This is a genomic window from Bradyrhizobium sp. CCGE-LA001, from assembly GCF_000296215.2.
Lineage (GTDB): Bacteria > Pseudomonadota > Alphaproteobacteria > Rhizobiales > Xanthobacteraceae > Bradyrhizobium.
In genome coordinates, this window is sequence record NZ_CP013949.1 from 501,827 (window position 1) to 526,562 (window position 24,736).

Annotated in this window: 19 protein-coding genes; 10 read left to right on the plus strand and 9 right to left on the minus strand. The window is 65.0% G+C overall.

Annotated elements, in window-relative coordinates; genetic code table 11:
* Positions 1-205: 205 nt before the first annotated feature.
* Both BCCGELA001_RS02390 and BCCGELA001_RS02395 read right to left on the minus strand, forming a co-directional pair.
* On the minus strand, positions 206-1,165 hold the full coding sequence (locus BCCGELA001_RS02390; RefSeq protein ID WP_008565224.1) for a helix-turn-helix transcriptional regulator: 960 nt from the start codon (positions 1,163-1,165) through the stop codon (positions 206-208).
* 200 nt (positions 1,166-1,365) lie between these two features.
* Positions 1,366-4,029, minus strand: a complete 2,664-nt coding sequence (locus BCCGELA001_RS02395; protein ID WP_060734536.1) for a bifunctional diguanylate cyclase/phosphodiesterase — start codon at positions 4,027-4,029, stop codon at positions 1,366-1,368.
* A gap of 271 nt (positions 4,030-4,300) precedes the next feature.
* Between BCCGELA001_RS02395 and BCCGELA001_RS02400 the strand changes: the two genes are divergently transcribed.
* On the plus strand, positions 4,301-5,392 hold the full coding sequence (locus tag BCCGELA001_RS02400; RefSeq protein ID WP_060734537.1) for a LysM peptidoglycan-binding domain-containing protein: 1,092 nt from the start codon (positions 4,301-4,303) through the stop codon (positions 5,390-5,392).
* A gap of 155 nt (positions 5,393-5,547) precedes the next feature.
* Positions 5,548-6,834, plus strand: a complete 1,287-nt coding sequence (locus BCCGELA001_RS02405; protein WP_083543489.1) for a Spy/CpxP family protein refolding chaperone — start codon at positions 5,548-5,550, stop codon at positions 6,832-6,834.
* A gap of 24 nt (positions 6,835-6,858) precedes the next feature.
* Here the strand turns inward: BCCGELA001_RS02405 and fahA are convergent, their stop codons facing one another.
* The 5 genes from fahA to BCCGELA001_RS02430 form a co-directional block, all read right to left on the minus strand.
* Positions 6,859-8,133, minus strand: a complete 1,275-nt coding sequence (gene fahA / locus BCCGELA001_RS02410; protein WP_060734538.1) for a fumarylacetoacetase — start codon at positions 8,131-8,133, stop codon at positions 6,859-6,861.
* A gap of 177 nt (positions 8,134-8,310) precedes the next feature.
* Positions 8,311-9,657, minus strand: coding sequence for a homogentisate 1,2-dioxygenase (gene hmgA / locus BCCGELA001_RS02415; RefSeq protein WP_060734539.1), 1,347 nt, complete (start codon positions 9,655-9,657; stop codon positions 8,311-8,313).
* A gap of 2 nt (positions 9,658-9,659) precedes the next feature.
* Complete coding sequence (locus BCCGELA001_RS02420) at positions 9,660-10,616, minus strand: MBL fold metallo-hydrolase (RefSeq protein WP_060734540.1); 957 nt, start codon at positions 10,614-10,616, stop codon at positions 9,660-9,662.
* Between the two features lie 22 nt (positions 10,617-10,638).
* Positions 10,639-10,863 carry a DUF2783 domain-containing protein gene (locus BCCGELA001_RS02425; RefSeq protein WP_008541752.1) on the minus strand — a complete coding sequence of 75 codons (225 nt, stop codon included), beginning with the start codon at positions 10,861-10,863 and terminating at the stop codon, positions 10,639-10,641.
* 8 nt (positions 10,864-10,871) lie between these two features.
* Positions 10,872-12,485, minus strand: a complete 1,614-nt coding sequence (locus BCCGELA001_RS02430; protein WP_008541753.1) for an FAD-dependent oxidoreductase — start codon at positions 12,483-12,485, stop codon at positions 10,872-10,874.
* 109 nt (positions 12,486-12,594) lie between these two features.
* On the opposite strand from BCCGELA001_RS02430, the gene BCCGELA001_RS02435 reads away from it, so the two are divergent.
* Positions 12,595-13,134, plus strand: a complete 540-nt coding sequence (locus BCCGELA001_RS02435; protein ID WP_008541754.1) for a MarR family winged helix-turn-helix transcriptional regulator — start codon at positions 12,595-12,597, stop codon at positions 13,132-13,134.
* A 56-nt stretch (positions 13,135-13,190) separates the two neighbouring features.
* Here BCCGELA001_RS02435 and BCCGELA001_RS02440 read toward each other — a convergent pair whose 3' ends face one another.
* Positions 13,191-13,997 (minus strand): N-acyl homoserine lactonase family protein, encoded by an 807-nt coding sequence (locus BCCGELA001_RS02440; RefSeq protein ID WP_008541755.1) that lies wholly within the window; start codon positions 13,995-13,997, stop codon positions 13,191-13,193.
* A gap of 392 nt (positions 13,998-14,389) precedes the next feature.
* On the opposite strand from BCCGELA001_RS02440, the gene BCCGELA001_RS02445 reads away from it, so the two are divergent.
* The 6 genes from BCCGELA001_RS02445 (at position 14,390) to BCCGELA001_RS02470 (ending at position 21,643) form a co-directional block, all read left to right on the plus strand.
* On the plus strand, positions 14,390-15,916 hold the full coding sequence (locus BCCGELA001_RS02445; RefSeq protein WP_060734541.1) for a caspase family protein: 1,527 nt from the start codon (positions 14,390-14,392) through the stop codon (positions 15,914-15,916).
* A gap of 146 nt (positions 15,917-16,062) precedes the next feature.
* Positions 16,063-16,734 (plus strand): OmpA family protein, encoded by a 672-nt coding sequence (locus BCCGELA001_RS02450; RefSeq protein ID WP_060734542.1) that lies wholly within the window; start codon positions 16,063-16,065, stop codon positions 16,732-16,734.
* A 158-nt stretch (positions 16,735-16,892) separates the two neighbouring features.
* Positions 16,893-17,822: an efflux RND transporter periplasmic adaptor subunit gene (locus tag BCCGELA001_RS02455; protein WP_060734543.1), complete on the plus strand. Its 930-nt coding sequence runs from the start codon at positions 16,893-16,895 to the stop codon at positions 17,820-17,822.
* Positions 17,822-20,974 carry an efflux RND transporter permease subunit gene (locus BCCGELA001_RS02460; protein ID WP_060734544.1) on the plus strand — a complete coding sequence of 1,051 codons (3,153 nt, stop codon included), beginning with the start codon at positions 17,822-17,824 and terminating at the stop codon, positions 20,972-20,974. The genes BCCGELA001_RS02455 and BCCGELA001_RS02460 overlap by 1 nt, the downstream gene beginning before the upstream one ends.
* Positions 20,975-21,041: 67 nt before the next feature.
* Entirely contained in the window at positions 21,042-21,281 is a 240-nt protein-coding gene (locus tag BCCGELA001_RS02465; RefSeq protein WP_008541788.1) for a DUF433 domain-containing protein, read from the plus strand.
* A gap of 14 nt (positions 21,282-21,295) precedes the next feature.
* On the plus strand, positions 21,296-21,643 hold the full coding sequence (locus tag BCCGELA001_RS02470) for a DUF5615 family PIN-like protein (protein WP_063921132.1): 348 nt from the start codon (positions 21,296-21,298) through the stop codon (positions 21,641-21,643).
* Between the two features lie 3 nt (positions 21,644-21,646).
* Here the strand turns inward: BCCGELA001_RS02470 and BCCGELA001_RS02475 are convergent, their stop codons facing one another.
* Positions 21,647-22,321 (minus strand): Crp/Fnr family transcriptional regulator, encoded by a 675-nt coding sequence (locus BCCGELA001_RS02475; RefSeq protein WP_008541793.1) that lies wholly within the window; start codon positions 22,319-22,321, stop codon positions 21,647-21,649.
* A gap of 233 nt (positions 22,322-22,554) precedes the next feature.
* On the opposite strand from BCCGELA001_RS02475, the gene BCCGELA001_RS02480 reads away from it, so the two are divergent.
* Positions 22,555-24,609, plus strand: a complete 2,055-nt coding sequence (locus tag BCCGELA001_RS02480; protein WP_060737451.1) for an AsmA family protein — start codon at positions 22,555-22,557, stop codon at positions 24,607-24,609.
* Positions 24,610-24,736: the final 127 nt, after the last annotated feature.

The following is a 24,736-nucleotide window of genomic DNA, read 5'->3' on the forward strand; positions in this document are numbered from 1 at the left end:
GGCGCCTGCGCCAATCGCTCGGGCTGTCGCCGATTGCTGCCGTGAGTAGTTGGCGCGGAAGTGCCGGCCACCGGGCGATGCGCTCCGGCGTTCGCAGCGGAAGATGAGGGTGGGTGGTGGGATTGACAGTTACGGCGCGGGCACGCGCCATCAACGCGTCCCGCGTCGTCGAGAAGGACTTAGCTTGCGCTTCGAACGATCGTCGCTATCGCGTGTGGCGCCTGCGCCAGTCGCTCGGCGTCTCGCCGGTCAATTTGCGGAATGCCGCAGCGAAGGCCGTTTGCGAGGAATAGCCGAGAGCGGCTGCGATCGAGACGACCGTGTCGTCGCTGTCGCGCAGCATCTTCATGGTCTGCTCGAGCCGGTGCTGGCGCAGCCAGGAATGCGGGGACAGGCCGGTGCTTTCCTTGAAGGCGCGACAGAAGTGGAAGCGCGACAGACCCGCATCCGACGCCAGCGCATCAAGCGAAACGTCGGCATCGCTGTCCGAGCGCAAACGTTCGATCGCGCGGAGCAGGATCTTCGGTGCCAGCCCGCCCATGCTCGGCTGTAACGTCGCCGGCGTGCCCGTATGTGCAGCCAGAATGCGCGTGGCCAGAAGATCCGTCAGCTGATGCCGAAACAGATCATCCAGCGCACCATGACCTTCAATCGCGTCCGCCGCGCTCAGCAGCAGTCGCGACGTGATGGGGTCGGGGTACGCCGTTCGTTCGAGCAGGTCGGCCGGCGCGGTTCCGGCTTCGTCGGCAACGCGCTTGAGCGTCGCATCGGGAAGATAGAGCTGAACCACGTCGACGGGTTTCGGAATGTCCCATCTGGAGCTCGATCCTTCCGGAATGATGATCAGCACGCCGGGACGAAACGTGCCGATCGCAACTGATCGTCCCGAACGCCGCTCCATGCGCTGCATCACGCCGTTATAGGCCATGATCACGTGGTGGCTCATGGGCTCGACCACGTCGTGCAGCGGATCGTGCTTCCAGTGCGCGATGCCGGCGCCAGTGGCGTCCAGCGCCACGCGAAACGGCTCGGTCCTGAGCACGCGCGCCATCTCCGCGCCGGCGACGCGCCGGTCGGAGTGCGAGCTGTCCTCCGGCTGTGCATGAGGTGGGGGTGGCAGGCCCTGCTGCGAGGGATCGCGCATGGGAGCGGTGTTCCCGGTCATTGCGGTTCTCCTGATCGTGTCGAGCTTTGGATCAGTCGCCCGTGTTTCTACGGACTGGGTGCGTTCTATGGGTTGCAGGACGTGGCGTATTGCCTGAAGCAGCCATGCTTTGCCTGATCCTGCGCCAAGCCGGCGCGCGTTTTCGCAAACGCACGACCGGATGGAGGCGGGACATTTCGTGACAAGGGGCGGTCAGCCCCCTAAGCAGCTGCCGCTTGGGCCGACAAGAGCTGCTTCAGTTTCGCCGCGGGCACGGCCGGGCTGAACAGCCAGCCCTGCATCTGGCTGCATCCGAGCTGACGCAGCACCGCGCGCTGGGCTTCGGTCTCGACGCCTTCGGCTGTCGTCGCCATGTGGCGGGCGGCGGCCATGTGCACCACGGCCTGCACGATCGGAGAGGAATCTTCGGACCGACCGATGTCGTTGATGAAGCTGCGGTCGATCTTGATCTTGTCGAACGGGAAGCGGTGCAGATAGCTCAGCGAGGAATAGCCGGTGCCGAAATCGTCGAGCGCGATGCGCACGCCGAGCTCGCGCAGCTGCTGGAGGATCGTCAGCGCCTCCTCGTCGTCGCGGATCAGCACGGTCTCGGTGATCTCGAGCTCGAGACGGTTCGGCGCAAGGCCGGACTCCGCGAGCGCGGCCGCGACCTTGAGCGCCAGCGTCCGGGAGCGGAATTGCACCGGCGACACATTTACCGCGATGTGGATCTGGCCGGGCCAGCTCGCAGCTTCCAGGCAGGCCTGCTTCAGCACCCATTCGCCGATCTCGCCGATCAGGCCGATGTCTTCGGCGACAGGGATGAAATCCGCGGGCGAGACCATGCCGCGCTCGGGGTGGCGCCAGCGCAGCAGTGCCTCGCAGCCGGTCACCACATCGGCCGCGAGGTCGACCAGCGGCTGGTAGTGTACCTCGAACTCGCCGCGCGCAAGTGCCTGGCGCAAATCGAGCTCGAGCTGCCGCCGCTGCCGCGCCTTGGCGTCGTATTCCGGGGAGAAGATACGGAAGGTTCGGCGTCCTTCGGACTTTGCCGCGTACATCGCCAGATCGGCGCGCTTGAGCAGATCGTCGATATTGTCGCCATGGTCGGGCGCGATCGCGATGCCGATGCTGGCATCGGTCGGGATTTCCTGGCCCTTGTAATGCACGGGCGTGCGCAGCGCCGCAAGAACGGTTTCCGCCAGTGCCGTCAGCTCGGCCGGATCGTTGGTGCCAGCCTTGATGACGGCGAATTCGTCGCCGCCTAGCCGCGCGACCATATCGTTGCCGCTGACGCAGGCGCGGAGGCGATTCGCGACCTGGCGCAACAGCTCGTCGCCGACCTCGTGTCCGAGCGAATCGTTGACGCCCTTGAACTCGTCGACGTCGATATAGAGGATCGCGAACGGCTTGCCTTGGCCGAGCTCGGCGACGCGCCGCTCCAGATGGCCGCGCATCAGCACGCGGTTGGGCAGGTCGGTCAGTGCGTCGTAATGCGCCATGTGCGCGATGCGCTCGTCGGCGCGAATGCGCTCGGTGACGTCGTCATGGGTCGCGAGCCAGCCGCCGGCTGCGCTCGGCTGGCTCTTGATCTCGATCAGGCGGCCGTCGGTCGTCTCGACGATGGTGCTTTGGGTGCGCCCGACATTGTCAAGGACGCGGTCGCAATAGGATGCGACGTCGCCGTGGAAGGAGCCGGTATCGTGACGGTGCTGGATCACGTCGCGGAAATAGGCGCCGGGCTTCACCACCTCACCCGACAAGGCGTACATCTGGATGTAGCGCCGGTTGCAGACGATCATCCGCTCGTCCTGATCGAACATCAGGAGACCCTGCGTCATGGTGTTCATCGCAGTGTCGAGCCGCTGCTTCTCCAGGGACAGCCGATGCGTCATCTGACGGAAGATCAGATAGAGCGTGAGCACCAGCAGGCCGATCGACAGCACGGCAACGGTGACGAAGAACTTGGTCTGGGTGCGCCATGTGGCCAGCGTCGCATCGAGTGATTTGGTCGCGACGACCACCAGCGGCTCGCCGGTGAGGAGGCGCGCGGCGACGATGCGGTCCTTTCCGTCGATCGGACTTGCGAGCTGCGTCGTGACGAAGGTGCGCTCGAACACCGCCATCTGCTCCGGCGTGCCCTTGCGGTAGTTCTGCCCGATCATCGCCTCGACATGCGGAACGCGCGCGAGCAGCTGACCGTTCTGGTGGTGCATTGCGATCGAGGATTCCTCGCCGAGCCCGGTCGAGGCGAAGAAGGATTCGAGCTGCCCCGGTGCGATCGCACGCGAGACGAGCCCGAGGAATTCGCCATGCGGGCCGGAGACGCGCCGCGCGAACACGATTGCCGGTCCGTTGCCGAACCGGCCCTGGACCACCTCGATCTCTTCCTGCGCGGCCGGATCGTTCTTCAGGCGATTGAAATAGCCGCGGTCGGCGACCGAAACATCGGCGACCGGCCAGCGCCGTGACGAATTGATCAGGATGCCGTTCGAATCGAACACGTTGGCGCCGGCGACGTCGGACCAGCCACTGGCCTTTGCGCGCAGCACCTCGTGCATGGCGAGTGTGCCCATCTCGCTGCGGAAGATTTCGGCGGATTCGATGCCATGGCTTTCGAGCTCGGCGATGATGCTCTTCTGCAGCACCGCAAAGTCCTCGAACTCGCGGTCAAAATGCCGGGCCAGCAGCCGGACGGAGTTTTCCAGGCTGTCGCGGCCACTCTCGATCGCATTCTGCCGGAAGCGGTCGACGGTGAGCGCGGTGGCGATGGCAGTCGCGGCCATCAGCACGAAGCCGCCAACGATCAGCCATGTCAGCGGCGCCCCGCGCCAGCGGCGTAGCAACGCGCGCATCCGCGCGGTCCATCGTATCGATGTGCCCATCCAGCCCTCCCGTCGGACGCAAGATGCAGCAAAACCAACAAGACGCCGTTACCGGCGAAGGTTAGGAGAGTATGAATCGGAGCGAAATCAGAGGGTTGTTCCCTGGCGTGACCGGCGGATCCGCCGGTCCGGCGAGGCCTTTCACGGCGACGTTCTTGGGGGGCTTGTCCGGCCGTATCAGTCCAACGATCGTCTTGCTGCCGCAGCCAAATCGGCGCAATTTGCGCATCCGGCTGATTTGCGACCCAAGGTTCTGATTAAGGTTCTTCCGATGATGACCGCGTCCAAGGCCTTCATTGCACTCTGTCTGCTCGCGGTGATCGGCACCGTGCTGGTGATCGGCCCCACCGAGCTGCGCCGCCTGCTGCCGTCGGGGGCGAAGACCGAGGTCGCCATCGCGGCCAAGCCGGAGGCCAAGACCGAAGCCAAGACCGAAGCCAAGGTCGAGCCCCAAGCGGAAGCCAAGACCGAAACCAAGGCCGAAACCAAGGCCGAAACCAGGTCGCAACCCAAACCGGAACAGCAGAAGCTTGTTTCCAACGCGCCGACGTCACCAGCCGCGTCGCCGGCACCGGCGCCCGAGCCGAAGGCCGACGCGCTGGCCGAGACGCAGAAGCAGGTCGCGGCGCTGGCAGATCTCGCGCCGGTCAAGCCAGCGCCGCCTGTGGCCGATGCCGGTCCCCGTTTCGACGTCGCGCGCATCGACGATCATGGCGAGGCGGCGGTGATCGCCGGGCGGGCGGCGCCGGGTTCCAAGGTCGAGTTGCTGCGCGACGGCAAGCCGCTCGACTCGGTCGTGGCCGATGCGTCCGGTCAGTTCGTGATGACGCCGCCGCAGCTTCCGGCCGGCTCCTACGAGCTGAGCCTGCGGGCGAAATCGACGGACGGAACCGTCACGCAATCCAGCCGCTCCATGCCTGTGACCATCGCCGAGGTCGCATCGCCGCCGGCACGCCCGGCGCCGGCCGCGCGTCAGGAAGCGAAACAGGCCGAGACGCCTGGCGACAAGTCGGATGTCGTAGCGTCCTTGCCGTCGGCTTCGCCGCGCCTGGCCTCCGCCCCCGACGGCCCTGCGGCGCGGCCCAGATTGACCGGCGCGTCGAAGCCGAGGGCCATGGCGCGGACACCGGCCCACACCACCGTCGCATCGGCGTCGCCTGCGGATGCGATCAGCGCTGGACCGGCAGAGGCGGGCGGCAACCGTGTGATCTCGCGCGGCGACAGTTTGTGGGCGCTCAGCCGGCTCGCTTATGGCGACGGCGCCCGCTACGCCGTGATTTTCAATGCCAATCGCGACAAGATCCAGAACCCCAACCTGATCTATCCCGGCCAGACCTTCGTCGTGCCGCAAAAGGCGCAGTGAGGGCCGAAAGCAGCGAGGCAACATCGCCCGCGACGCTTTGCCCTGTGTCGCCATGGAACATTCGGTCCCTCCACGCGTCATCGTGATGCGGCGCAGTGCGCGCTTGGCGCTGGGAGGAGGCCGAGGTGCTCAGGTCAGCTTTCGTGTCGGGACGCATGGGACTGGCGCTGACCGGCGCCGCTCTCCTGTTTGTGGCAGTGCTGCTGCCGAATAAAGCCGAAGCTCAGTTCGGAATTCGCGGCGGCCCCGTCGGGGTCGCGCGTTTTGCCGTTGGTCACGTGCTCGGCATGGCGCGCTTGCGTCATTCCCGCATGGCGGTGCGCGGAAGCCGCTACCGCTCCGCCGCGCTGAGGTCGCAGGATCCTCGCGGTGCCGAGCGCGGCCAGCCGGCCAATCCTTATGTCATGCGTGCCGCGCTCACGGCGCAGGCTGCGCTGTCGGGCTGGCAGGGCGGAAGGCGTCCGCAGGGCTGGTGGCGCCATCCCGACGGTAGCTATGGCTGGGTCGGCCCGGTGTTCTGGCCGTTCGCGCATGACGATCTCACAACCGCAGTCATCTTGGGCGATACCACCAGCTTCTCGCTGTATGGCTATGGCGACATCTATGCCGCGATCTTCGCGCCTTACGCCGCCACCGAGCTTGCCGCTTACACCGCCCCGCAAGGCCGGCGCGCGCGGAAAATCCCGTCTGCCGAGGCTCTCTGCGACGCCAGCGACACCGGCGGCTTGCCCGTCGAACGCATCGCCGGCACCGTGCAGCCGAACGAATTGCAGCGCACCGCGCTCGACGAGCTTGCATCGGCTTGGAACGCTGCGCGCGATACCATCCGCGCAGCATGTCCGGAGCAGGCTCCGGCCACCGCTTCCGAACGTCTCGGCCTGATGCGCGGGCGCCTCGAGGCCATGATCAAGGCAACGGACGCGGTCGCGGCGCCGCTTGCGAAATTCGTCGGTCTCCTCACCGACGACCAGAAAGCCAGGCTCGATGCGCTCGCCAACGAGCGCCGCGCCGCGCTTGCCGCGGTCCAGCGCAAGGATGCGCAGAAGGACATGCAGGCGGCCGCCGCTGCCTGCGCCCCAGACTATGATCCCCGCTACGACGAAAAGGCGCAGCGTCAATACGAGCAGCTCGTGCAGCAGCAATGGCCCGCCGACATCGCCTCCACGCTCAAGCTCGACGAGGTCGCCCGCGCCCGCCTCGACGTGCTCCAGGACACCACCCTGCGCACCTTGGAGACGCTGAGTGCCTGTCCCGCGAAGACTGCGGAGACACCGCAGGGCCGCCTTGCTTCGGTGAAGACACGGCTGGAGACGATGCTGCAGGCAGTCGGCGGCGTCAGCGATGCGCTCGATGATTTCCAGGCCGATCTGAGCGACGAGCAGAAGGCCGGCTTCGAGGCGATCGGGCCGAAGCGCGGCGCGTTAGCGGCCGCGCGATCGTGAAGATCGGTCTGAGTGTGTCAAGCTCTACTCCGCTGCCAAGATCGTCCCCTCGACCTCACCGAACCCCACCCGATAACCATTGCCCTGACACCAGCCGCGCATGACGAGGCTGTCGCCGTCCTCGAGGAACGAGCGCTTGGTGGCACCGGGCAGCTCGACCGGCTCGGTGCCGTTCCAGCTGATCTCCAGAAGACTGCCGCGCTGCTCCTTCGCGGGCCCGGAGATGGTGCCGCTGCCCAGGAGGTCGCCGATATTCATGGCACAGCCCGAGGAGGCGTGGTGCATCAGCTGCTGCACCGAGGACCAGTACATGTATTTGAAATTGGTGCGGCTGATGCCGGCCGGCGCATTTGCGCCCGCGGCGCGCAAGGACACGTCGAGCGCGATGTCGTAGTTCTGCGGCTTCGTCTGCCTGAGATAATCGAGCGGCGCCGGCTCCTGCTCCGGCCCTTTGAGGCGAAACGGCTCCAGCGCCTCGCGCGTCACCACCCACGGGCTGATCGAGGTCGCGAACGCTTTCGCAAGGAACGGGCCGAGCGGCACATATTCCCATTGCTGGATGTCGCGCGCGCTCCAGTCGTTGAGCAGCACGAAGCCGAAGATCATCTCCTCGGCCTGTTGCTCGCTCAGCATGCCGCCCATCGGGGAGGGCTGGCCGACCACGACACCCATCTCCAGCTCGAAGTCGAGCCGCTTGCACGGTGCAAAGCTCGGGAGATCGACGTTCGGCGGCTTCAGCTGGCCGCGCGGCCGCTTCACCGTCGTGCCGGAGACCACGACGGTGGAGGCGCGGCCGTTATAGGCGATCGGCATATGCAGCCAGTTCGGCTGCAGCGCGTTGTCCTTGCCACGGAACATCACGCCGACATTGGTGGCGTGCTCCTTGGAGGAATAGAAGTCGGTGTAGCCGGAGACGGTGAACGGCAGATGCAGCCTCGCATCCCGCATCGGGACCAGGGCCTGCTTGCGCAGCTCTTCGTTGTCGCGCAGCTCCGGATGATCGTGACGCAAGAGTTCGCTGATCCGCGCCCGCGTCTTCGTCCACACTTTCGGCCCGAGCGCCATGAACGGGTTGAGCGAGGGCGCGGAGAAGACGCCGAGCGGACCAACGTCGAGCCGGGAATCCTGCTCGAGCGCCCAGAGATCGAGCACGTAATTTCCAATCGCGACACCGACGCGCGGCGTCGGATTGGCCGCCGTCGAGAACACGCCATAGGGCAGGTTCTGGATCGGGAAGTCGGAGGCGGGATCGACCTCGATGAAGGAGCGGAGGCTGGGATCGTTGGGGTGCGTTGTCACTTTGGCTCGGTCCTATCTTCCTTCTCCCCTTGTGGGAGAAGGTGCGCGAAGCGCCGGATGAGGGGTTTCTCTCCGCGAATGCAGAAGTAAGAGAGTCACACGCGGAGAGAGACCCCTCACCCGTCTCGCCGCTTCACGGCGAGCCACCCTCTCCCACAAGGGGAGAGGGGAAGAAAGCTACGGCCTGTTCGGGTCGAACCGCTTCTCCAGGCCCTTCCAGCAATCCGCGTAATCGTCCTGAAGCGTCGACGACTTCGCGGCATGCGCGGTGACGCGTTGCGGGTAGCGCGTCTCGAACATGAAGGCCATGGTGCCCGTCAGCTTCACCGGCTTCAATTCGCCGTTGCTGGCATGCTCGAAGGCGTCGCGATCCGGACCGTGCGGCAGCATGCAATTGTGCAAGGAGATGCCGCCGGGGACGAAGCCTTGCGGCTTGGCGTCGTAGACGCCGTAGATCAGCCCCATGAACTCGCTCATGATGTTCATGTGATACCAGGGCGGACGAAAGGTGTTGTCGGCGACCATCCAGCGCTCGGGGAAGATGACGAAGTCGATATTCGCGGTGCCCGCGGTCTCGGACGGCGAGGTCAGCACCGTGAAGATCGAGGGATCGGGATGGTCAAAGCCGATTGCGCCCACGGGAGAGAATGTGCGCAGATCGTATTTATACGGCGCGTAATTGCCGTGCCAGGCGACGACGTCGATCGGTGAATGGGGGAGCTGCGTCTTGAACAGCGAGCCGCCCCATTTCACGAACAGCTCGGTCGGCGTGTCCTTGTCCTCGTAGTTCGCGAGCGGCGTGAGGAAGTCGCGTGCATTGGCGAGGCAATTGGCGCCGATCGGCCCGCGCTCCGGCAGCGTGAAAGCGCCGCCGTAATTCTCGCAGAGATAGCCGCGCGCCGGTCCGTTCGGAATCTCGGCGCGGAATTTGACGCCGCGCGGGATCACCACGATCTCGCCGGGCTCGGCGTCGATGCGGCCGAACTCGGTGACGAGGCGAAGATTGCCCTGCTGGAGCACGAACATCAGCTCGCCATCGGCATTGTAGAAATGCTGGTCAACCATAGACTTGGTGATGAGGTACACATGCGCGGCCATGCCGGCCTGGGTATTGACGTCACCGGCGGTCGTCATCGTCTGCACGCCCTGGAGGAAGGTCACATCCTCCTTCGGCAGCGGCGTCGGATCCCAGCGCAGCTGCGCGATCGGCAGATCATATTCATGACATGGTGCCGAGCGCCAGAGGCCGGCATCGACCTTCTCGAAGCGCCCGGAATGCTTCACCGAGGGGCGGATGCGGTAGAGCCAGGAGCGTTCATTCGTGCCGCGCGGCGCCGTGAAGGGCGAGCCGGAGAGCTGCTCGGCATACAGACCGTAGGCGCAGCGCTGCGGCGAGTTGCGCCCGATCGGCAGCGCGCCCGGCAGCGCCTCGGTCTCGAAACTGTTGCCGAAGCCGGACATGTAGCCGGGCGTCACCTGTGCGGAGCTGCGAACGATCTGATCAGGCGAGGTATTGATGTTCATGACTATCCTCCTCCTTGCAAGGCGGCCCACATTTCCTGATCGCGCTTGTCGGTCCAGATCACGGGATCGTCGATCCCCGACGCTTCGTCGTAGGCGCGCGAGACGTTGAACGGCAGGCAGTGCTCGTAGATGGCGAAGCTCGAGAATTTCGGGTCCATGACTTCGCGGGTCGCGGCCATCGATTCCTTCAGCGTACGCCCCTTCGCGACTGAGATTTCGGCGGCACCATAGAGCGAGGTGACGAAGTCGCGCGTCATCGCGATGGCTTCGCGCACCGTGGCGGTGCCCTTGAGCGCATCGCCGCGGCCTGGTGCGATCGCCTTGGGATTGTAGTTGCGGATCTCGTTCAGGGTCGTCGGCCATTCGCGCAAGTGAGCATCGCCGCAATAGCAGGCCGAGTGATATTCGATGAGGTCGCCGGAGAACATCACCTCGGCATCGGGCACCCAGGCGACGATGTCGCCGGAGGTGTGGCCGGCCCCTAACTGCATCAGGCGCACCTCGCGCTTGCCGAGATAGATCGACATCTCGCCTTCGAAGGTCAGCGTCGGCCAGGTCAGGCCGGGGATGCTCTGCGCGTCCTGGAACAGACGCGGGAAGCGGCCGTATTCGGAATCCCAATCCTGCTTGCCGCGTTCCTCGATCAGCCGGTACGTCTCTTGCGAAGCGACGATGCCCTGCGCCTTGTAGGCGGAGGCGCCGAGTACGCGAACGGCGTGATAGTGCGACAGCACGACATATTTGATCGGCTTGTCGGTGACGGTGCGCACACGCTCGATCACCTTGTTCGCCATCGCGGGCGTCGCCTGCGCGTCGAATACGAGGCAGCCGTCATCGCCGACGATGACCGCCGTGTTCGGATCGCCTTCCGCGGTGAAGGCGTAGAGATCGGTGCCGATCTCGGAGAAGGTGATCTTCTTCTCGGAGAGATCACCGGTGGATGCGAAGTTCTTCGCCATCAGTTCATCCTTAAATCAGGGGTTATTGTTGTTGCTGTTGTTGCTGCTGGCCATCGACCATGCGCCTCTTGGCGAGGGTGATCGCCTCGCGCAGCACGTCGATGTCGCCGATATGGTTGGCGAGAATCAGCACCAGCGCCGCGTCGAAATCGGCGCTTTGCTCCTCGGTGAGGCCGCGATGCGCTTCGACGATGGCGCGGAACGCATCGTCCGGCCGCGCAAAGTTGGAGCTGGTGGAGAGCGGCATGTGAAACCTCAATACAAGCCTTCGGCGCGCGCCAGGGCTGCCGCGATCGTCGCCCGCGTTGGACGGTGGAAGCGCGCCGCGACATAACCGTCGGGCCTGAGCAGATAGGCGGCGCCGGGTTCGGCGCCGTAGCGCTTTGCAACCAGGCCTGAGGGATCGGCAAGCCCACCCTCACCACCGATGTGGATTCGCTTGACGCCATCGGGCGCATCGATCGGCGCGCCGTTGCTGAACGACAGCAAGGTAAAGTCCGTTCCGCTCTTGCGGAAGGCATCCGTCAGATAGATTTGCTCGCCGGCCGGCGTTGCAGCGGGCGCGTCGAGCATGGAACAGCCGGGCGATGGTCCACCGCGCCAGGCATCCGCATCGAGTGAAGACAAAGGCGAGTCATAGCTGCATGGCACCGAAAGCCGGCCGCCATTGACCATGCGCTTGCCGAACTCGGTCTCCTTGGCCAGCGACAGCACCGCCTTGCGCAGCCGCGCCTCCTGATGCGAGTTCGGTGCCATGAAATCGGTCGAACGGGTGGACTCGCGGATGTTCTCGTCTGCCGCCAGGCTCCGCTCGACGTGATAGCTCTCGAGGAGGCTCGCGGGCGACGTGCCGCGCAGCACGCGGTCGAGCTTCCAGGACAGGTTCTCGGCGTCCTCGAGACCCGAGTTCGCGCCGCGCGCACCGAAGGGCGAGACCTGATGCGCGGAATCGCCCGCGAAGACGACGCGACCATGGATGAAGCGGTCCATCCGCCGGCACTGGAATTTATACAGCGAGATCCACTCGAACTCGAACTTGTCGTGGCCGAGCATGCGCGCAATTCGCGGCCGCACGTTCTCCGGCTTCTTCTCGACGACGGGGTCGGCATAGCGATTGAGCTGGAGATCGATGCGCCAAACGTCGTCGGGCTGCCGGTGCAGAAGCGCCGAGCGTCCCGCATGGAACGGCGGATCGAACCAGAACCAGCGCTCGGTCGGGAATTCCGCCGTCATCTTGACGTCAGCGATCAGGAACTGGTCCTCGAACACCTGTCCGGCGAACTCGGCACCAACCATCTGCCGCAGCGAGGACCGCGCGCCGTCGCAGGCGATGACATATTGCGCGTGCAAGCGATAGGCCCCCTCGGGCGTCTCGATCGTGAGCGCAACGGCATCGTTGCGCTGCTCCAGCGCCGTCACCTTGTTGCGCCAGCGCAGATCAATCGCAGGCAGATCCTGGATACGGTCGACCAGATAGGCTTCGGCGTAATATTGCTGGAGATTGATGAAGGCCGGCCGCTTGTGGCCGTCCTCCGGCAGCAGATTGAACTGGTAGAGCTGCTGTTCGCCGTGGAAGATGCGGCCGACGCTCCACACCACGCCCTTCTCGACCATGCGGTCGCCGACGCCGAGCCGGTCCCAATATTCCAGCGACCGCTTCGAGAAGCAGATCGCGCGCGAGCCTTCGCCGATGCGGTCGGCATCGTCCAGCAGCACGACACGCTGGCCGCGCTGGGCAAGATCGATCGCCAGCGACAGTCCGACCGGACCGGCGCCGACGACCACGACCGGATGTGCGGCCGGGTTCTGGCCCGGACGATCCTGATCGGGGTGGCGTCGATAGCCGAACTGGGATTTGGCCTGGGCCATAGACGAACCTCGGCTCTGGTCAGAAGCGGACTGATCTGCTAGATAGTCTCACGTGCAACTATTTTGGACCGGAGCCGGCCGGTCGTCAACTGGAATTCGGAGCGCTCTTTTGGCGAGGACGACAGACACTGCGCTGAAGACACGCGGGGCCGACCAGGCATTGCCGAAAGCAAAGCCCCGGCTCGATTTGTTCAGATTCGTGCCGTTCCGCCTCAACCGGCTCGCGGCGGAGGTGAGTTCCGCGCTCGCGGTCGAATATCAGGAGCGCCACGGCCTCGACATTCCGGCATGGCGCGTGATCGCCACGCTAGGCTTCCGCAACGATGCCTGTAGCGCGCAATTCATCTCGCAATGCACCCGCACGCACAAATCGACCATCAGCCGTGCGGTGACCGCGCTGCTCAACGGGGAGCTGATCGAGCGGGTCGAGAACGAAGCCGACCGCCGCGAATTCCGCCTGCAGCTGACGAAGAAGGGCCGCGCGCTCTATGAGGAGCTGTTTCCGCAATTGCTTCGGCGGGAAGACGAGATCCTCGCCTGCCTCTCCGCACAGGAGCGCAAGCAGCTCTCGGCCCTCCTCGGCAAGATCGAGCAGAGCCTCGACCTGATCCAGACCAGCGAAGAGGCCGACGCCAAGCAGGCGTACTAGCGCTTTCGTCATTCCGGGCTCGCCGCGATGCGACGCCCCGGAATGACGCTATCGCATCATTCCGCAAACGACCGCGACGGCGGCAGGTGTAGCGCCCAGGCATCGACCTTGTCGCTGGCGCGCGGATAGATCTCCGTCACCATCGGATCATGCCCGGGAATGAATCGGTCGGGGTGACCAGCGAGGCGCTCGATCGTCTCCCAGCCCTGCGCCATGTCGCCGACATTGTAGACGATCGGGAAGGGACTCTTGCGCTGGAGATTGGCGTAGTAATGCGCGGCATCGGAGGCCAGCACGACCGGCCCGCGTGAAGTCTCCACCCTGACCACCTGCAAGCCGTCGGAATGGCCGCCGACGCGATGCACGGTCACGCCGGGGGCGACCTCGCCGTCGCCGGAATAGAAGGTGACGCGCTCGCCATAGACATGGCGCACCATCAGCGTGACGTGCTCGACCGAGAACGGATGGCGGAGCAGGCCGTTGCACATGCAGCGCCCCGTCGCGTAGGCCATCTCGCGCTCCTGAAGATGGAAGCGCGCCTGCGGGAAGCGATCGAGATTGCCGGCATGGTCGTAATGCAGATGCGTCACGATGACGTCGCGGATCGCGGACGCGGCGACGCCAAACCGCTCCAGTGCATCGACCGGATTGAGCGTCAGCTTGCGGGCTCGCGCACTTGCCTCCTCGGCGTTGAACCCGGTATCGACCAGGATGTCGCGGCCGTGCCCGCGGATCAGCCAGACGAAATAATCGAGATCCTGCGCCGCGCTGTCATGCGGATCGGGCACGAGGAAGTTCATGTGGGGGGTGCGGGGCGACATCGTCGCATAGCGCAGCGCGTAGATCTCGTAGGCGTTTCCCATGACTCTGCTCTTTGCTTTTTCTTTTGAATGGACCTTCGGGGACGAGCCGGCGCACCAAGCCATTGTCCGACGCAAAGGTCAAACACCTGAGGTTGCGAAGACCACAAGGTTGCGAAGGCCATACTCCTGCAATGTGAGACCAATCACATCTCTGACGCCCTGGCTGCCCCAACATCCGCCGACAGGATCGAGCCGATCCATTGAGTACAACCATGACAGCTTCTTCATTGCCTTCGCAACGTGCCCCTGTCTTGCGGTCGATCGTCGCAATAAAGTCGAATCTCCAAGCGGTTGACGCCCCCCACCCCCGGTTTGATAATGAATGGAGCGTAAGTTAAGGTCGCCGCGGCGCAAGCTGGGAACGGCGCCTTTTTGGCTGGACCGCGCTGATTATGAAAATTCGCTTCTTTCTTCTGCTGCTCTTGCTCATCTCGCTCGTCCCGACTGCCCCATCGCTTGCGGCCGGCGAGCGCTTTGCGTTGGTCATCGGCAACGCCAAATATCCGGATGCGGACGCCCCGCTGAAGGAACCGATCAACGATGCGCGCGCCGTCGCCGACGAGCTCAAGCGCGACGGCTTTTCGGTCGAGATCGGCGAAAATCTGACCGGCGACGCCATGCGCCGCGCCTTCGACAAGCTCTACAGCAAGATCAAGCCGGGCTCGGTGGCGCTGGTATTCTTCAGCGGTTTCGGCATCCAGTCGGCCCGTCAAAGCTACATGCTGCCGGTCGATGCGCAGATCTGGACCGAATCCGACGTGCGCCGCGACGGTTTCAGCCTGGAGACGGTGCTCGGCGAGCTCAACACCCGCGGTGCCGGCGTCAAGATCGCGTTGATCGATGCCTCCAGGCGCAACCCGTTTGAACGCCGGTTCCGCAGCTTCTCGGCCGGCCTGACGCCGGTCATCGCGCCGAACGGCACGCTGGTGATGTATTCGGCGGCACTGGCCTCGGTGGTCTCGGACGCTGGTGGCGACCGCAGCCTGTTCGTCCAGGAACTATTGAAGGAAATCCGCGTCCCCGACCTGATGGCCGAGGAGACGCTGAACCGTACCAAGATGGGCGTCACCCGTGCCTCGCGCGGCGAGCAGGTGCCGTGGATATCCTCTTCCTTGGCCGAAGATTTCTCGTTCATTCCGGGGGCCGGCGGATCGCGCCCGTCAAATCCGCCGCCGCCGCCCGCGCCGCCGGCCGTTGTCGCCAACAATCCGCCGCCGGCTCCACCCGCGCCGCCGACACCGCCTCCGCCGCCGAAGCCGGCCGACACGGTTGCGGCGCCTGCACCTCCGCCGGCGCCCGTGCCAGCCCCTTCGCCGAAGCCGCAGGTCGAGGCTGCCCTGCCGCCTCCGCCGCCGCCCGTGAAGCCGGTTGATCCCGCTCCGGCGCCGAGCGCGGACAGCGGGCCGAGCGCGGCCGTGCTGGCCGACGACCCCACGATCAAGAGCCTGACGGCCAAGATCGCCGCCAATCCTGACGACGTGAACGCGCTATACCGGCGTGGACAGGTCTATGCCAGCAAGGGCGCCTACAACCTCGCGATCAAGGATTTCGACGATACGCTCCGGATCAATTCGAAGGACGTCGAGGCGTTGAACAACCGGTGCTGGACTCGCACCGTGGTCGGCGATCTCCAGGCCGCGCTGAAAGATTGCAACGAGGCGCTGCGGCTGCGGCCGAACTTCGTCGACGCGCTGGACAGCCGGGGGCTCGTCAATCTGAAGTCGGGAGCGGTCAAGAACGCCATCGCCGATTTCGACGCGGCCCTGAAGATCAATCCGCGCCTGACCTCCTCGCTCTACGGGCGCGGCCTCGCCAAGCAGCGCAACGGTTCCGCCCAGGAAGGGGCGCTGGACATTGCCAATGCCAAAGCGATGGACCCGAACATCGTTCAGGAATTCGCAAGTTACGGAGTCCGTTGATTTTTTTTGGGCTGAGGTGATTGGGGCTTTCGAACCTTAAGCTGCCCACGGAAGACTAATGGGGCGGATGCTACAGGCGGCGCTTTTCGAGGGCCGCTTGCAGGAATTTGGAAACACGCGATCTGGCTGCGCAGGAGGGACTGGCTATGAGATTGGCTGCAAGGGGACTGACCGCGATCCTGTCCATCATCATCATCGGCGCCGCTCTGTCGCTGCCGGCCTCGTCCGCCTTCGCGGGCGACGAAAGCAACAGCAAGAACGTCACCGAGGATGAGATCCTCCGCGCGCTCGCTCCGCCGGCGAAGAAGCCCCTGACCCGCGGGCTCTCGATCGCCCCGCCGGCCGAGCCCGCGCCGAGCGCGACCGAGACCAAGCTGATCCAGTCCGTCCGTGGCCGCTCGACGCGCTCGCTGTCGTCGACCGAGCGCGAGGAGATCGCCTTGGCTGCCAAGGACAAGCCGAACATCGATCTCGAGATTACGTTCGACTACAATTCCGCCAATATCAGCGCGAAGTCGATGCCCTCCGTGCAGGCGCTTGGCCGCGCGTTGACCAGCCCCGACCTGAAGGGTTCGACCTTCGTGGTCGCGGGTCACACCGACGCTGCCGGCGGCGAAGCCTACAACCAGGACCTGTCGGAGCGTCGCGCGGATTCGATCAAGCGCTACCTCGTCGACAAGTACAGCATCTCGGCCACCGATCTCGTCACCGTCGGCTATGGCAAGAGCAAGCTGAAGAACCCCAGCCAGCCGCTGGCGGAGGTCAATCGCCGCGTGCAGGTCGTCAACATGGAAAACAAGACCACCGCATCGAAGTGAGCACGACGCAATCCTTTGCAGTGACGAGTCGTGATGCGGTGTAAAATCTCGCTTCAAAAGCGCGTCCCGCAGCCGTGCGGGACGCCGCTTTATTTCAGGGAAACGCTCTCGATGGGCCTCGCGCGGATGGCCGTGAGCCAGGCCAGGATGATCCGGCGATGAAATTCACCGAATATCTCAAGCCTGCCGGAACCGTGGTGTTCGTCGTTGCAGTCGGCATCGGCTATTATCTTTTCGAGCATCGGCGTCGCCCCGAGCCGAAGGAGACGCCGGGCGAGGCGCTCGTCATTGTGACGAAGTCGACCAATGCCTGCTTCTCCGACCTCGTGCGCGTGACGGGATTTTTCGTGCCGCGTCGCGAGGCGGTCGTGGTCGCCGACCAGGAAGGATCCAGGGTTACGGATCTCCTCGTCACCGAGGGTGCGGTCGTCACCGACAACCAGGAGCTAGCGCGTCTGACCCCGCCGCCGCAGATTCCGGGCCAGCCGCAGCGACCCGGCCCGCAAGGCCCGATTTCGTTGAAGGCGCCCGCGCCGGGTCTCATCACCGAGGTCCGCACCATCGTCGGAGCGCCGGCTTCCCCTCAGGCCGGCCCGATGTTTCGCATCGCCGTCAACAACGAGATCGAACTCGATGCCCAGGTCCCGGCGGTGCACATGACCAAGCTCAATCCCGGCGCGACCGTGCGCATCAGCCGCGACGACGCACCCGATTTGATTGGGCGGGTCCGGCTGGTTGCCCCCGAAATCGACCGCACGACCCAGCTCGGGCGCGTCCGCATCAGCGTCACCAACAATCCCTCGCTGAAGGTCGGCGTATTCGCCCGGGCCTCGATCGACGCCAAGCGCAGCTGCGGCGTCTCGATCCCCAAGACCGCGATCGACCATCTCACCGTGCAGGTCGTCAAGGGCAATGTCGTCGAGACGCGCAAGGTACGGGTCGGGCTGTCGTCCGACACGGCCACGGAAATTCTGGAAGGGCTCGAGGTCGGCGAAATCGTCGTCGCCGATGCCGGCTCTTCTCTCCATGACGGCGACCATATCAAAACCATGTTCGCCGATGAACTCGATCGCACGCGGGTACGCTGATGGCTCTCAATATCTCGGCATGGTCGATCCGCAATCCGCTGCCGTCGGTCGTCTTCTCGATCATCCTCCTGGTTCTCGGCTGGGTCTCCTTCACCAAGCTCGCGGTGACGCGGCTGCCGTCGGCCGACATTCCCGTGATCTCGGTCGTAGTCTCGCAATTCGGCGCGGCGCCCGCCGAACTTGAATCGCAGGTCACCAAGACGGTCGAAGACGCCGTCTCCGGCGTCGAGGGCGTGCGGCACATCACCTCCTCGATCACCGACGGCGTGTCGGTCACCACGATCCAGTTCGCGCTGGAGACCAACACCGACCGCGCGCTCAACGACATCAAGGATGCCGTGACGCGCGTGCGCTCCAATTTGCCGCAGAACGTCACCGAGCCGCTGATCCAGCGCGTCGACGTGATCGGCCTGCCGATCGTCACCTATGCCGCGATTTCGCCCGGCAAGACGCCGGAGCAGCTCTCCTATTTCGTCGACGACGTGGTCAAGCGCGCGCTGCAAGGCGTCCGCGGCGTCGCCCAGGTCGAGCGTATCGGCGGTGTCGAGCGCGAGATCCTGGTCTCGCTTGACCCGGACCGGTTGCAGGCAATGGGCCTGACCGCGGTCAATGTCAGCCAGAGCCTGCGCGGCACCAATGTCGACGTCGCCGGCGGCCGTGCCGAGATCGGCAAGAACGACCAGGCGATCCGCACGCTCGCAGGCGCCAAGACGCTGGGCGACCTTGCCGGCACGATGATCCCGCTGTTCGGTGGCGGTGAGGTCCGGCTCGACGATCTCGGTACCGTCACCGACACCATCGCCGACCGCCGCACCTTCGCCCGCTTCAACGGCGAGCCCATCGTCGCGCTCGGCATCAAGCGCTCCAAGGGCGCCAGCGACGTGAAGGTGGCCGAGGCCGTGCAGAAGCGCATCGACGCGCTCAAGGCCGCCTATCCCGACGTCGACCTGAAGGTGATCGACACCTCGGTCGAATACACCAACGGCAATTATCACGCGGCGATTTCGACCCTGTTCGAAGGCGCCATCCTCGCCGTCATCATCGTGCTATTGTTCCTGCGCGACCTGCGCGCCACGATCATCGCCGCGGTCTCGCTGCCGCTGTCGATCTTCCCGGCATTCTGGGCGATGGACCTGCTTGGCTTCTCGCTGAACCTCGTCAGCTTCCTCGCCATCACGCTGTCGACGGGCATCCTCGTCGACGACGCCATCGTCGAGATCGAAAACATCGTCCGGCACATGAACATGGGCAAGTCGCCCTATCGCGCCGCACTCGAAGCCGCTGACGAGATCGGCCTCGCGGTGATCGCGATTTCGCTGACGATCATCGCAATCTTCGCGCCCGCGAGCTTCATGTCGGGCATCGCCGGACAGTTCTTCAAGCAATTCGGCATCACCGTCTCGGTGCAAGTGTTCTTCTCGCTGCTCGCGGCGCGCTTCGTCACGCCTGTGCTCGCCGCCTATTTCCTCAAACACGGCCAACACGAAGAGCCGCCACCAGGCCGCGTGCTGCGAGCCTACCATGGGATCGTGGCCTGGTCGGTGAAACACTATTTCATCACGGTGCTGGTCGGCCTCGGCGTCTTCGCCGCCTCGATCTGGAGCATCACGCTGCTGCCGCAGGGCTTCCTGCCGGCGCAGGACAGTGCCCGCTCGCTGCTCGCTCTCGAGCTGCCGCCGGGCACTCAGCTCGCCTACACCGAAAAGGTCACCGAGGACATCGTCGCGCGCCTGCGCAAGCGACCCGAGGTGAAGAGCATCTTCGTCGACGGCGGGCGAGTTCCGCCGGGGACCCAGGAGGTCCGGCGCGCATCTCTGATCATCAACTACACGCCCAAGGACGACCGCGACATTACCCAGCGCGAGCTCGAATTCTCGATCAGCCAGGAGCTGGAGAACATTCCCGACATCCGCTTCTGGTTCCTCGACGAGAACGGCCTGCGCGCCATCTCGCTGGTCGTGACCGGCGTCGACGCCAACATCGTCAACAATTTCGCGAGCGAGCTCGCCACGCAGATGAAGCGGATTCCGACCATCTCCAACGTGATCTCGGAAACTACGCTGGAGCGGCCCGAGCTGCGGATCGAGCCGAGAGCCGATCTCGCCGCGCGGCTTGGAGTCTCGACCGAAAGCCTGTCGCAGACCATCCGCGTCGCCACCATCGGCGACGTCGGTCCCGCACTCGCCAAGTTCGACGTCGGCGATCGCCTGGTGCCGATCCGTGTCCAGCTCGAGGATGCCGCGCGCGGCAATCTCAAGACGCTCGAGCAGCTCCGCGTGCCGCTGGGCGAGCGCGGTGAGAAGGGCGGCGTGCCGCTCTCGGTCATCGCAGACGTCAAGCTCGACCAGGGACCGACCAGCATCAACCGCTACGATCGTGAACGGCAAGCGACCGTCGCCGCCGATCTCGTCGGCTCTGCCGCGCTCGGCGACGCCACCAAGAAAATCAACGACCTGCCGGTGATGAAGAGCCGGCCGAAGGGCGTGAAGGTCTCGCCCTCCGGCGATGCCGAAAGCCTCAACGAACTGTCTGACGGCTTCGCGACAGCGATCACGGCGGGCCTGATGATGGTCTATGCCGTGCTGGTGCTGCTGTTCGGCACCTTCCTCCAGCCGATCACCATCCTGTTCTCGCTGCCGCTCTCGATCGGCGGCGCGATCGCGGCTCTGCTCCTCACCGGCAAGCAGCTCACGACGCCGGTGTGGATCGGCATCCTGATGCTGATGGGCATCGTCACCAAGAACGCGATCATGCTGGTGGAGTTCGCCATCGAGGCCATCAAGGCCGGCAAGCCTCGTGAGGAGGCCATGATCGATGCCGGCATGAAACGCGCCCGCCCGATCGTGATGACCACGATCGCGATGGCAGCGGGCATGATCCCAAGCGCGCTCGCGGTCGGCGCCGGCGGCGAGTTCCGCTCGCCGATGGCGCTCGCGGTGATCGGCGGCCTGATCTTCTCGACCATCCTGTCACTGGTGTTCGTGCCCGCGATGTTCATGGTGATGGACGATCTCGGCGCCCTGATCTGGCGCTTCGCCAAGCGCCTGATCGTGCACAGCGAAGATGCCGAGATTGATGGCCATCACGCAACGGCGGGCACAACGCCGGCGAACGCCGCGCCGACGAACGTCGCGCGGCCCGCGGCGGAGTAGGATCTGAGGCAAGACGGCGGCGGATCTCGCACTGGCGAAAGCCGGCCGTGCGAGCTATATTGTGTTTATGAACTTCACGCGCATCACGATCGATCCTGCGGTCTGCACCGGTAAGCCCTGCATTCGCGGGCTGCGGTTTCCGGTCGCGCGGCTGCTCGGCTTATTGGCGGCCGGTGAGACCCGCGAGTCAGTCCTCAATGAATATCCCTATCTCGAACGCGAAGACATCGATGAAGCGCTGCGTTATGCCGCTTTCCTAGCAGAGGATGAGGCTGTCGAGCTGCACCCTGCAGTTCCGGCGAAGTGAAATTCTTGATCGATATGCCGCTCTCGCCAGCGCTATCGCGCTGGCTCGCGGAGTCGGGGCATGACGCCGTCCATGCTTCCGCGATCGGGCTCCACGCTGCCAGTGACGTTGACATTGTCGATTATTCCAGGCGGGAAGCGCGCACCATCATTACGGCAGACCTAGACTATCCGCGGCTCATTGCGACTGCAGGCAGCGACGGCCCAAGCCTCATTCTATTCCGAGGCGGTGACTGGGCAGAAGCGGCCGTCCGCTTCCGATTGGCAGAGGTCTTATCCGTGCTGACCGAGGACGAGATTCAGAGCAGCATCGTCACCGTCGATCGGGATCGCGTCCGCCGGCGCAGGCTTCCGGTCGGTTGATCGCTACTCGTTCCGCGCGATCGCCGTCAGCTTGGTCATGTTGCGCAGCAGGATGCGGCCGCGTTGGAGATCCAGAATCGCCTCCTTGCGCCAGGCCTGAAGCTGGCGGTTGACGCTTTCGCGGGCGGCGCCGACGAAGACGCCGAGTTGCTCCTGCGAGATGTGCACCTCGGAACCGAAATCGGCGGCGAGCGCGCAGAGCCGCCGGGCCAGACGCACCGGCAGCGGTTGCAGCATGGATTCTTCCATGCGCTCGCTCTGCCAACGGATGCGCTGGCACAGCAGCGCGATGATCTTGATCGCGACCTTCGGCTCGCGCTCGAGGAAGCCGAGGAAATCCTCGCGCCGCAGCACGAACAGCTCGCTGGTCTCGCCCGCGGTCGCATCGGCCGTGCGACTCTGGCCGTCCAGCACCGCGACCTCGCCGAACAGGTCGCCCGGGCCCATGAAGTTCAGCGTCAGCCGGCTGCCGTCGGAGGCGCCGGTCTCGATGCGGACCTGGCCGCGGCGCACGCCGAACAGCGCGTTGCCGGGATCGCCCTTCTGGAACAGCACCTCGCCATTGCCCAGATGCTGGGTGTGGCAGAGGCTGGACAATCGCTGGAGCTCGTCCGCGCCGAGATCCGCGAACATCGCATTCATCTTCAGGATGACCGCAAATTCGGCCTGCTTGCTCATTTCAATGTCCTGTCAATTTGGTCGTGAATGCCCTTGGCAAATCGCTTGGAACCATCAACATCAGGATCGCTTAAAACCACGCCGGGGAAGTGTGTCATAAGTCACATAACTTTGCAGCACCCCAAGACTATTTTTGCGCGCTTGGAGCCGCTTCCCGTCCCGGGATAAACTCACGAGTAAAAGACGGGCAATCTGCCGGGTTGCAGCCCATTGTCCGCCGCTGGGAAGTCGAGATGAGAGCACTGAGGTTCGTCGGCGCGGCACTGGCCGTCGTCATCGTCGTGATCGCAATCCTGCTGGTGATCGGGATCCCCTCCGGCTTCCTGACCTCGACGATTGCCTCGCGGGTCGAGAGCGCAACGGGCTATCGCCTGTCGGTCGACGGCACCACGAAAATCAGCCTGTGGCCGACGCTGAAGGTCACCCTGAACGATCTCACGCTGCAAGACCCGAAGGACCGCAACGGCCTCACGCGCCTGACGGTTGACAGCGTGCAGGCCGACATGTCGCTCTCCAGCGTATGGTCGGGCCGTCCTGAGATCAGCGAGCTCGTCGTCACCCATCCCGTGCTCTACCAGCCGTTGCTGCGTGAGCGCCTGCCGAATGCCGGCACCGCAGCGAGGCCGCGCACGATCGACACCGGTGGTGCGATCATCGACCAGATCAAGATCATCGACGGCGAGGTCGCATTTGCGCGCGTGCGCGACCGCATCGAGGGCCGCATCAGCGCCATCAATGCCGATGCCGTCGTCGGCCGAGACCGCAAGGTGAACATCGCCGGCACCGCGCGCGTCGGTGAGCACCCGACCAAGTTCGACATCAAGGCTACGACGCCGGCCGCGCCGGGCGAGCGGCAGGCGATTCCAGTTGATTTCGCCATCGACATGCCCAGCGTGCTGAAGTCCCAGCTCGCGGGACATGCCGAGATGCGGATGAACGGCGACGTCGTGATGATCAACGGCGTGAACGGCAGGCTCGGCGATGGAACGTTCAACGGCTGGGCGTCGGTCGACATCGCCAGCAAGCCTCTGGTCAAGGTCGATCTCGACTTCCAGCGGCTCGCGATCCCGCTGGCGAAATCGCCGCAGGGGACGTCCGGCCAGCCCTGGAGCAATGCGCCGATCGACGTCTCCGGGCTCAATTATGTCGATGCGCAGGTGCGGATCTCCGCGAACGAGGCCGTGATCGGCGATGCGCGCATCGCGCCGCTCGCGCTCGAGGCCAAGCTCGCCGGCGGCGTGCTGAAGGCGGGCACCGCCAATCTCGGCGCCTATGGCGGCCAGATTTCGGGCGAAGTGATCCTCGACGCGACCACGGGTGCGCCGAGCTTTGCCATGCATTCCGACCTCGTTGGCGTGCGCGCGCTGCCGTTGCTTCAAGGACTTGCCGAATTCGACCGCATCGACGGCAAGCTGCAGGCCAAGCTCGCGTTGCGCAGCGCCGGCACCAGCCAGCGCGCGCTGATGGCGAACATGCAGGGCACGGCCTTCGTCAATTTCCAGGACGGCGCGATCCGCGGCATCAACGTCGCGCAGATGATCCGCTCGCTGACGACGAGCACGCTGTCCGGCTGGCAGGAAAACCAGAACCCGAGCCCGGAGCAGAGCACGGACCTGTCGCAGCTCTCGGCCTCCTTCCGTATCGACAAGGGCCAGGCAGTGACGACCGATCTCAATCTGATCGGGCCACTGGTGCGGGTGACCGGCGCCGGCACCATCGCGCTCGATACCAAGATGATGGGTTTTCGCGTCGAGCCGAAGCTCGTGATGACGACCGAAGGCCAGGGCCGCACCTCCGATCCGGTCGGCTTCGGCATTCCTGTGATGATCCAGGGCAGCTGGTCGCAACCGCGGATCTATCCTGACATGGCCGGCATGCTGGATAATCCGGACGCCGCCTATGCCAAGCTCCGCGAGATGGGCAAGGGCCTGTTCGGCCCTGACGGTGCTGGCCTCGACAACATTCTGGGCAACCTCGGTCTCGGCGGCACCCCCGCACCGGGCGCCGGCAGCGCCAATCCGCAAGGTCAGCAGCCGGGACAGAACAATTTGCTAGGCGGCCCTCTGGGCGAGGCCCTCGGCAATCTGATCCAGCAGGGCCTTTCCAGCGGAACGGGGGCAGGCGCCAGCCCCGGCACTGGGACGGGCCGCAGCCGCAGCCTGCCGGCACCGCCATCGGCGCCGGCCCCGCAGGCCTCTCCGGCGCCCCCGGCTCAGGACGACGCATCGATGGCGCAGCAGGACAGTCAGCCAATGAACGACGTCCTGCGGCAGCTCTTCAATCGGTGATCGGCAAGCCCCGCGTTGATCCCTCGCGGCCCTTCCTTTGCATCGCCTCACACCGGGTAACCACGACGGCGGCCCGGCCGGCGCTTGACAATCCCCCGGCCCAAACTGTGGTAGAAGGCTCGAAAGG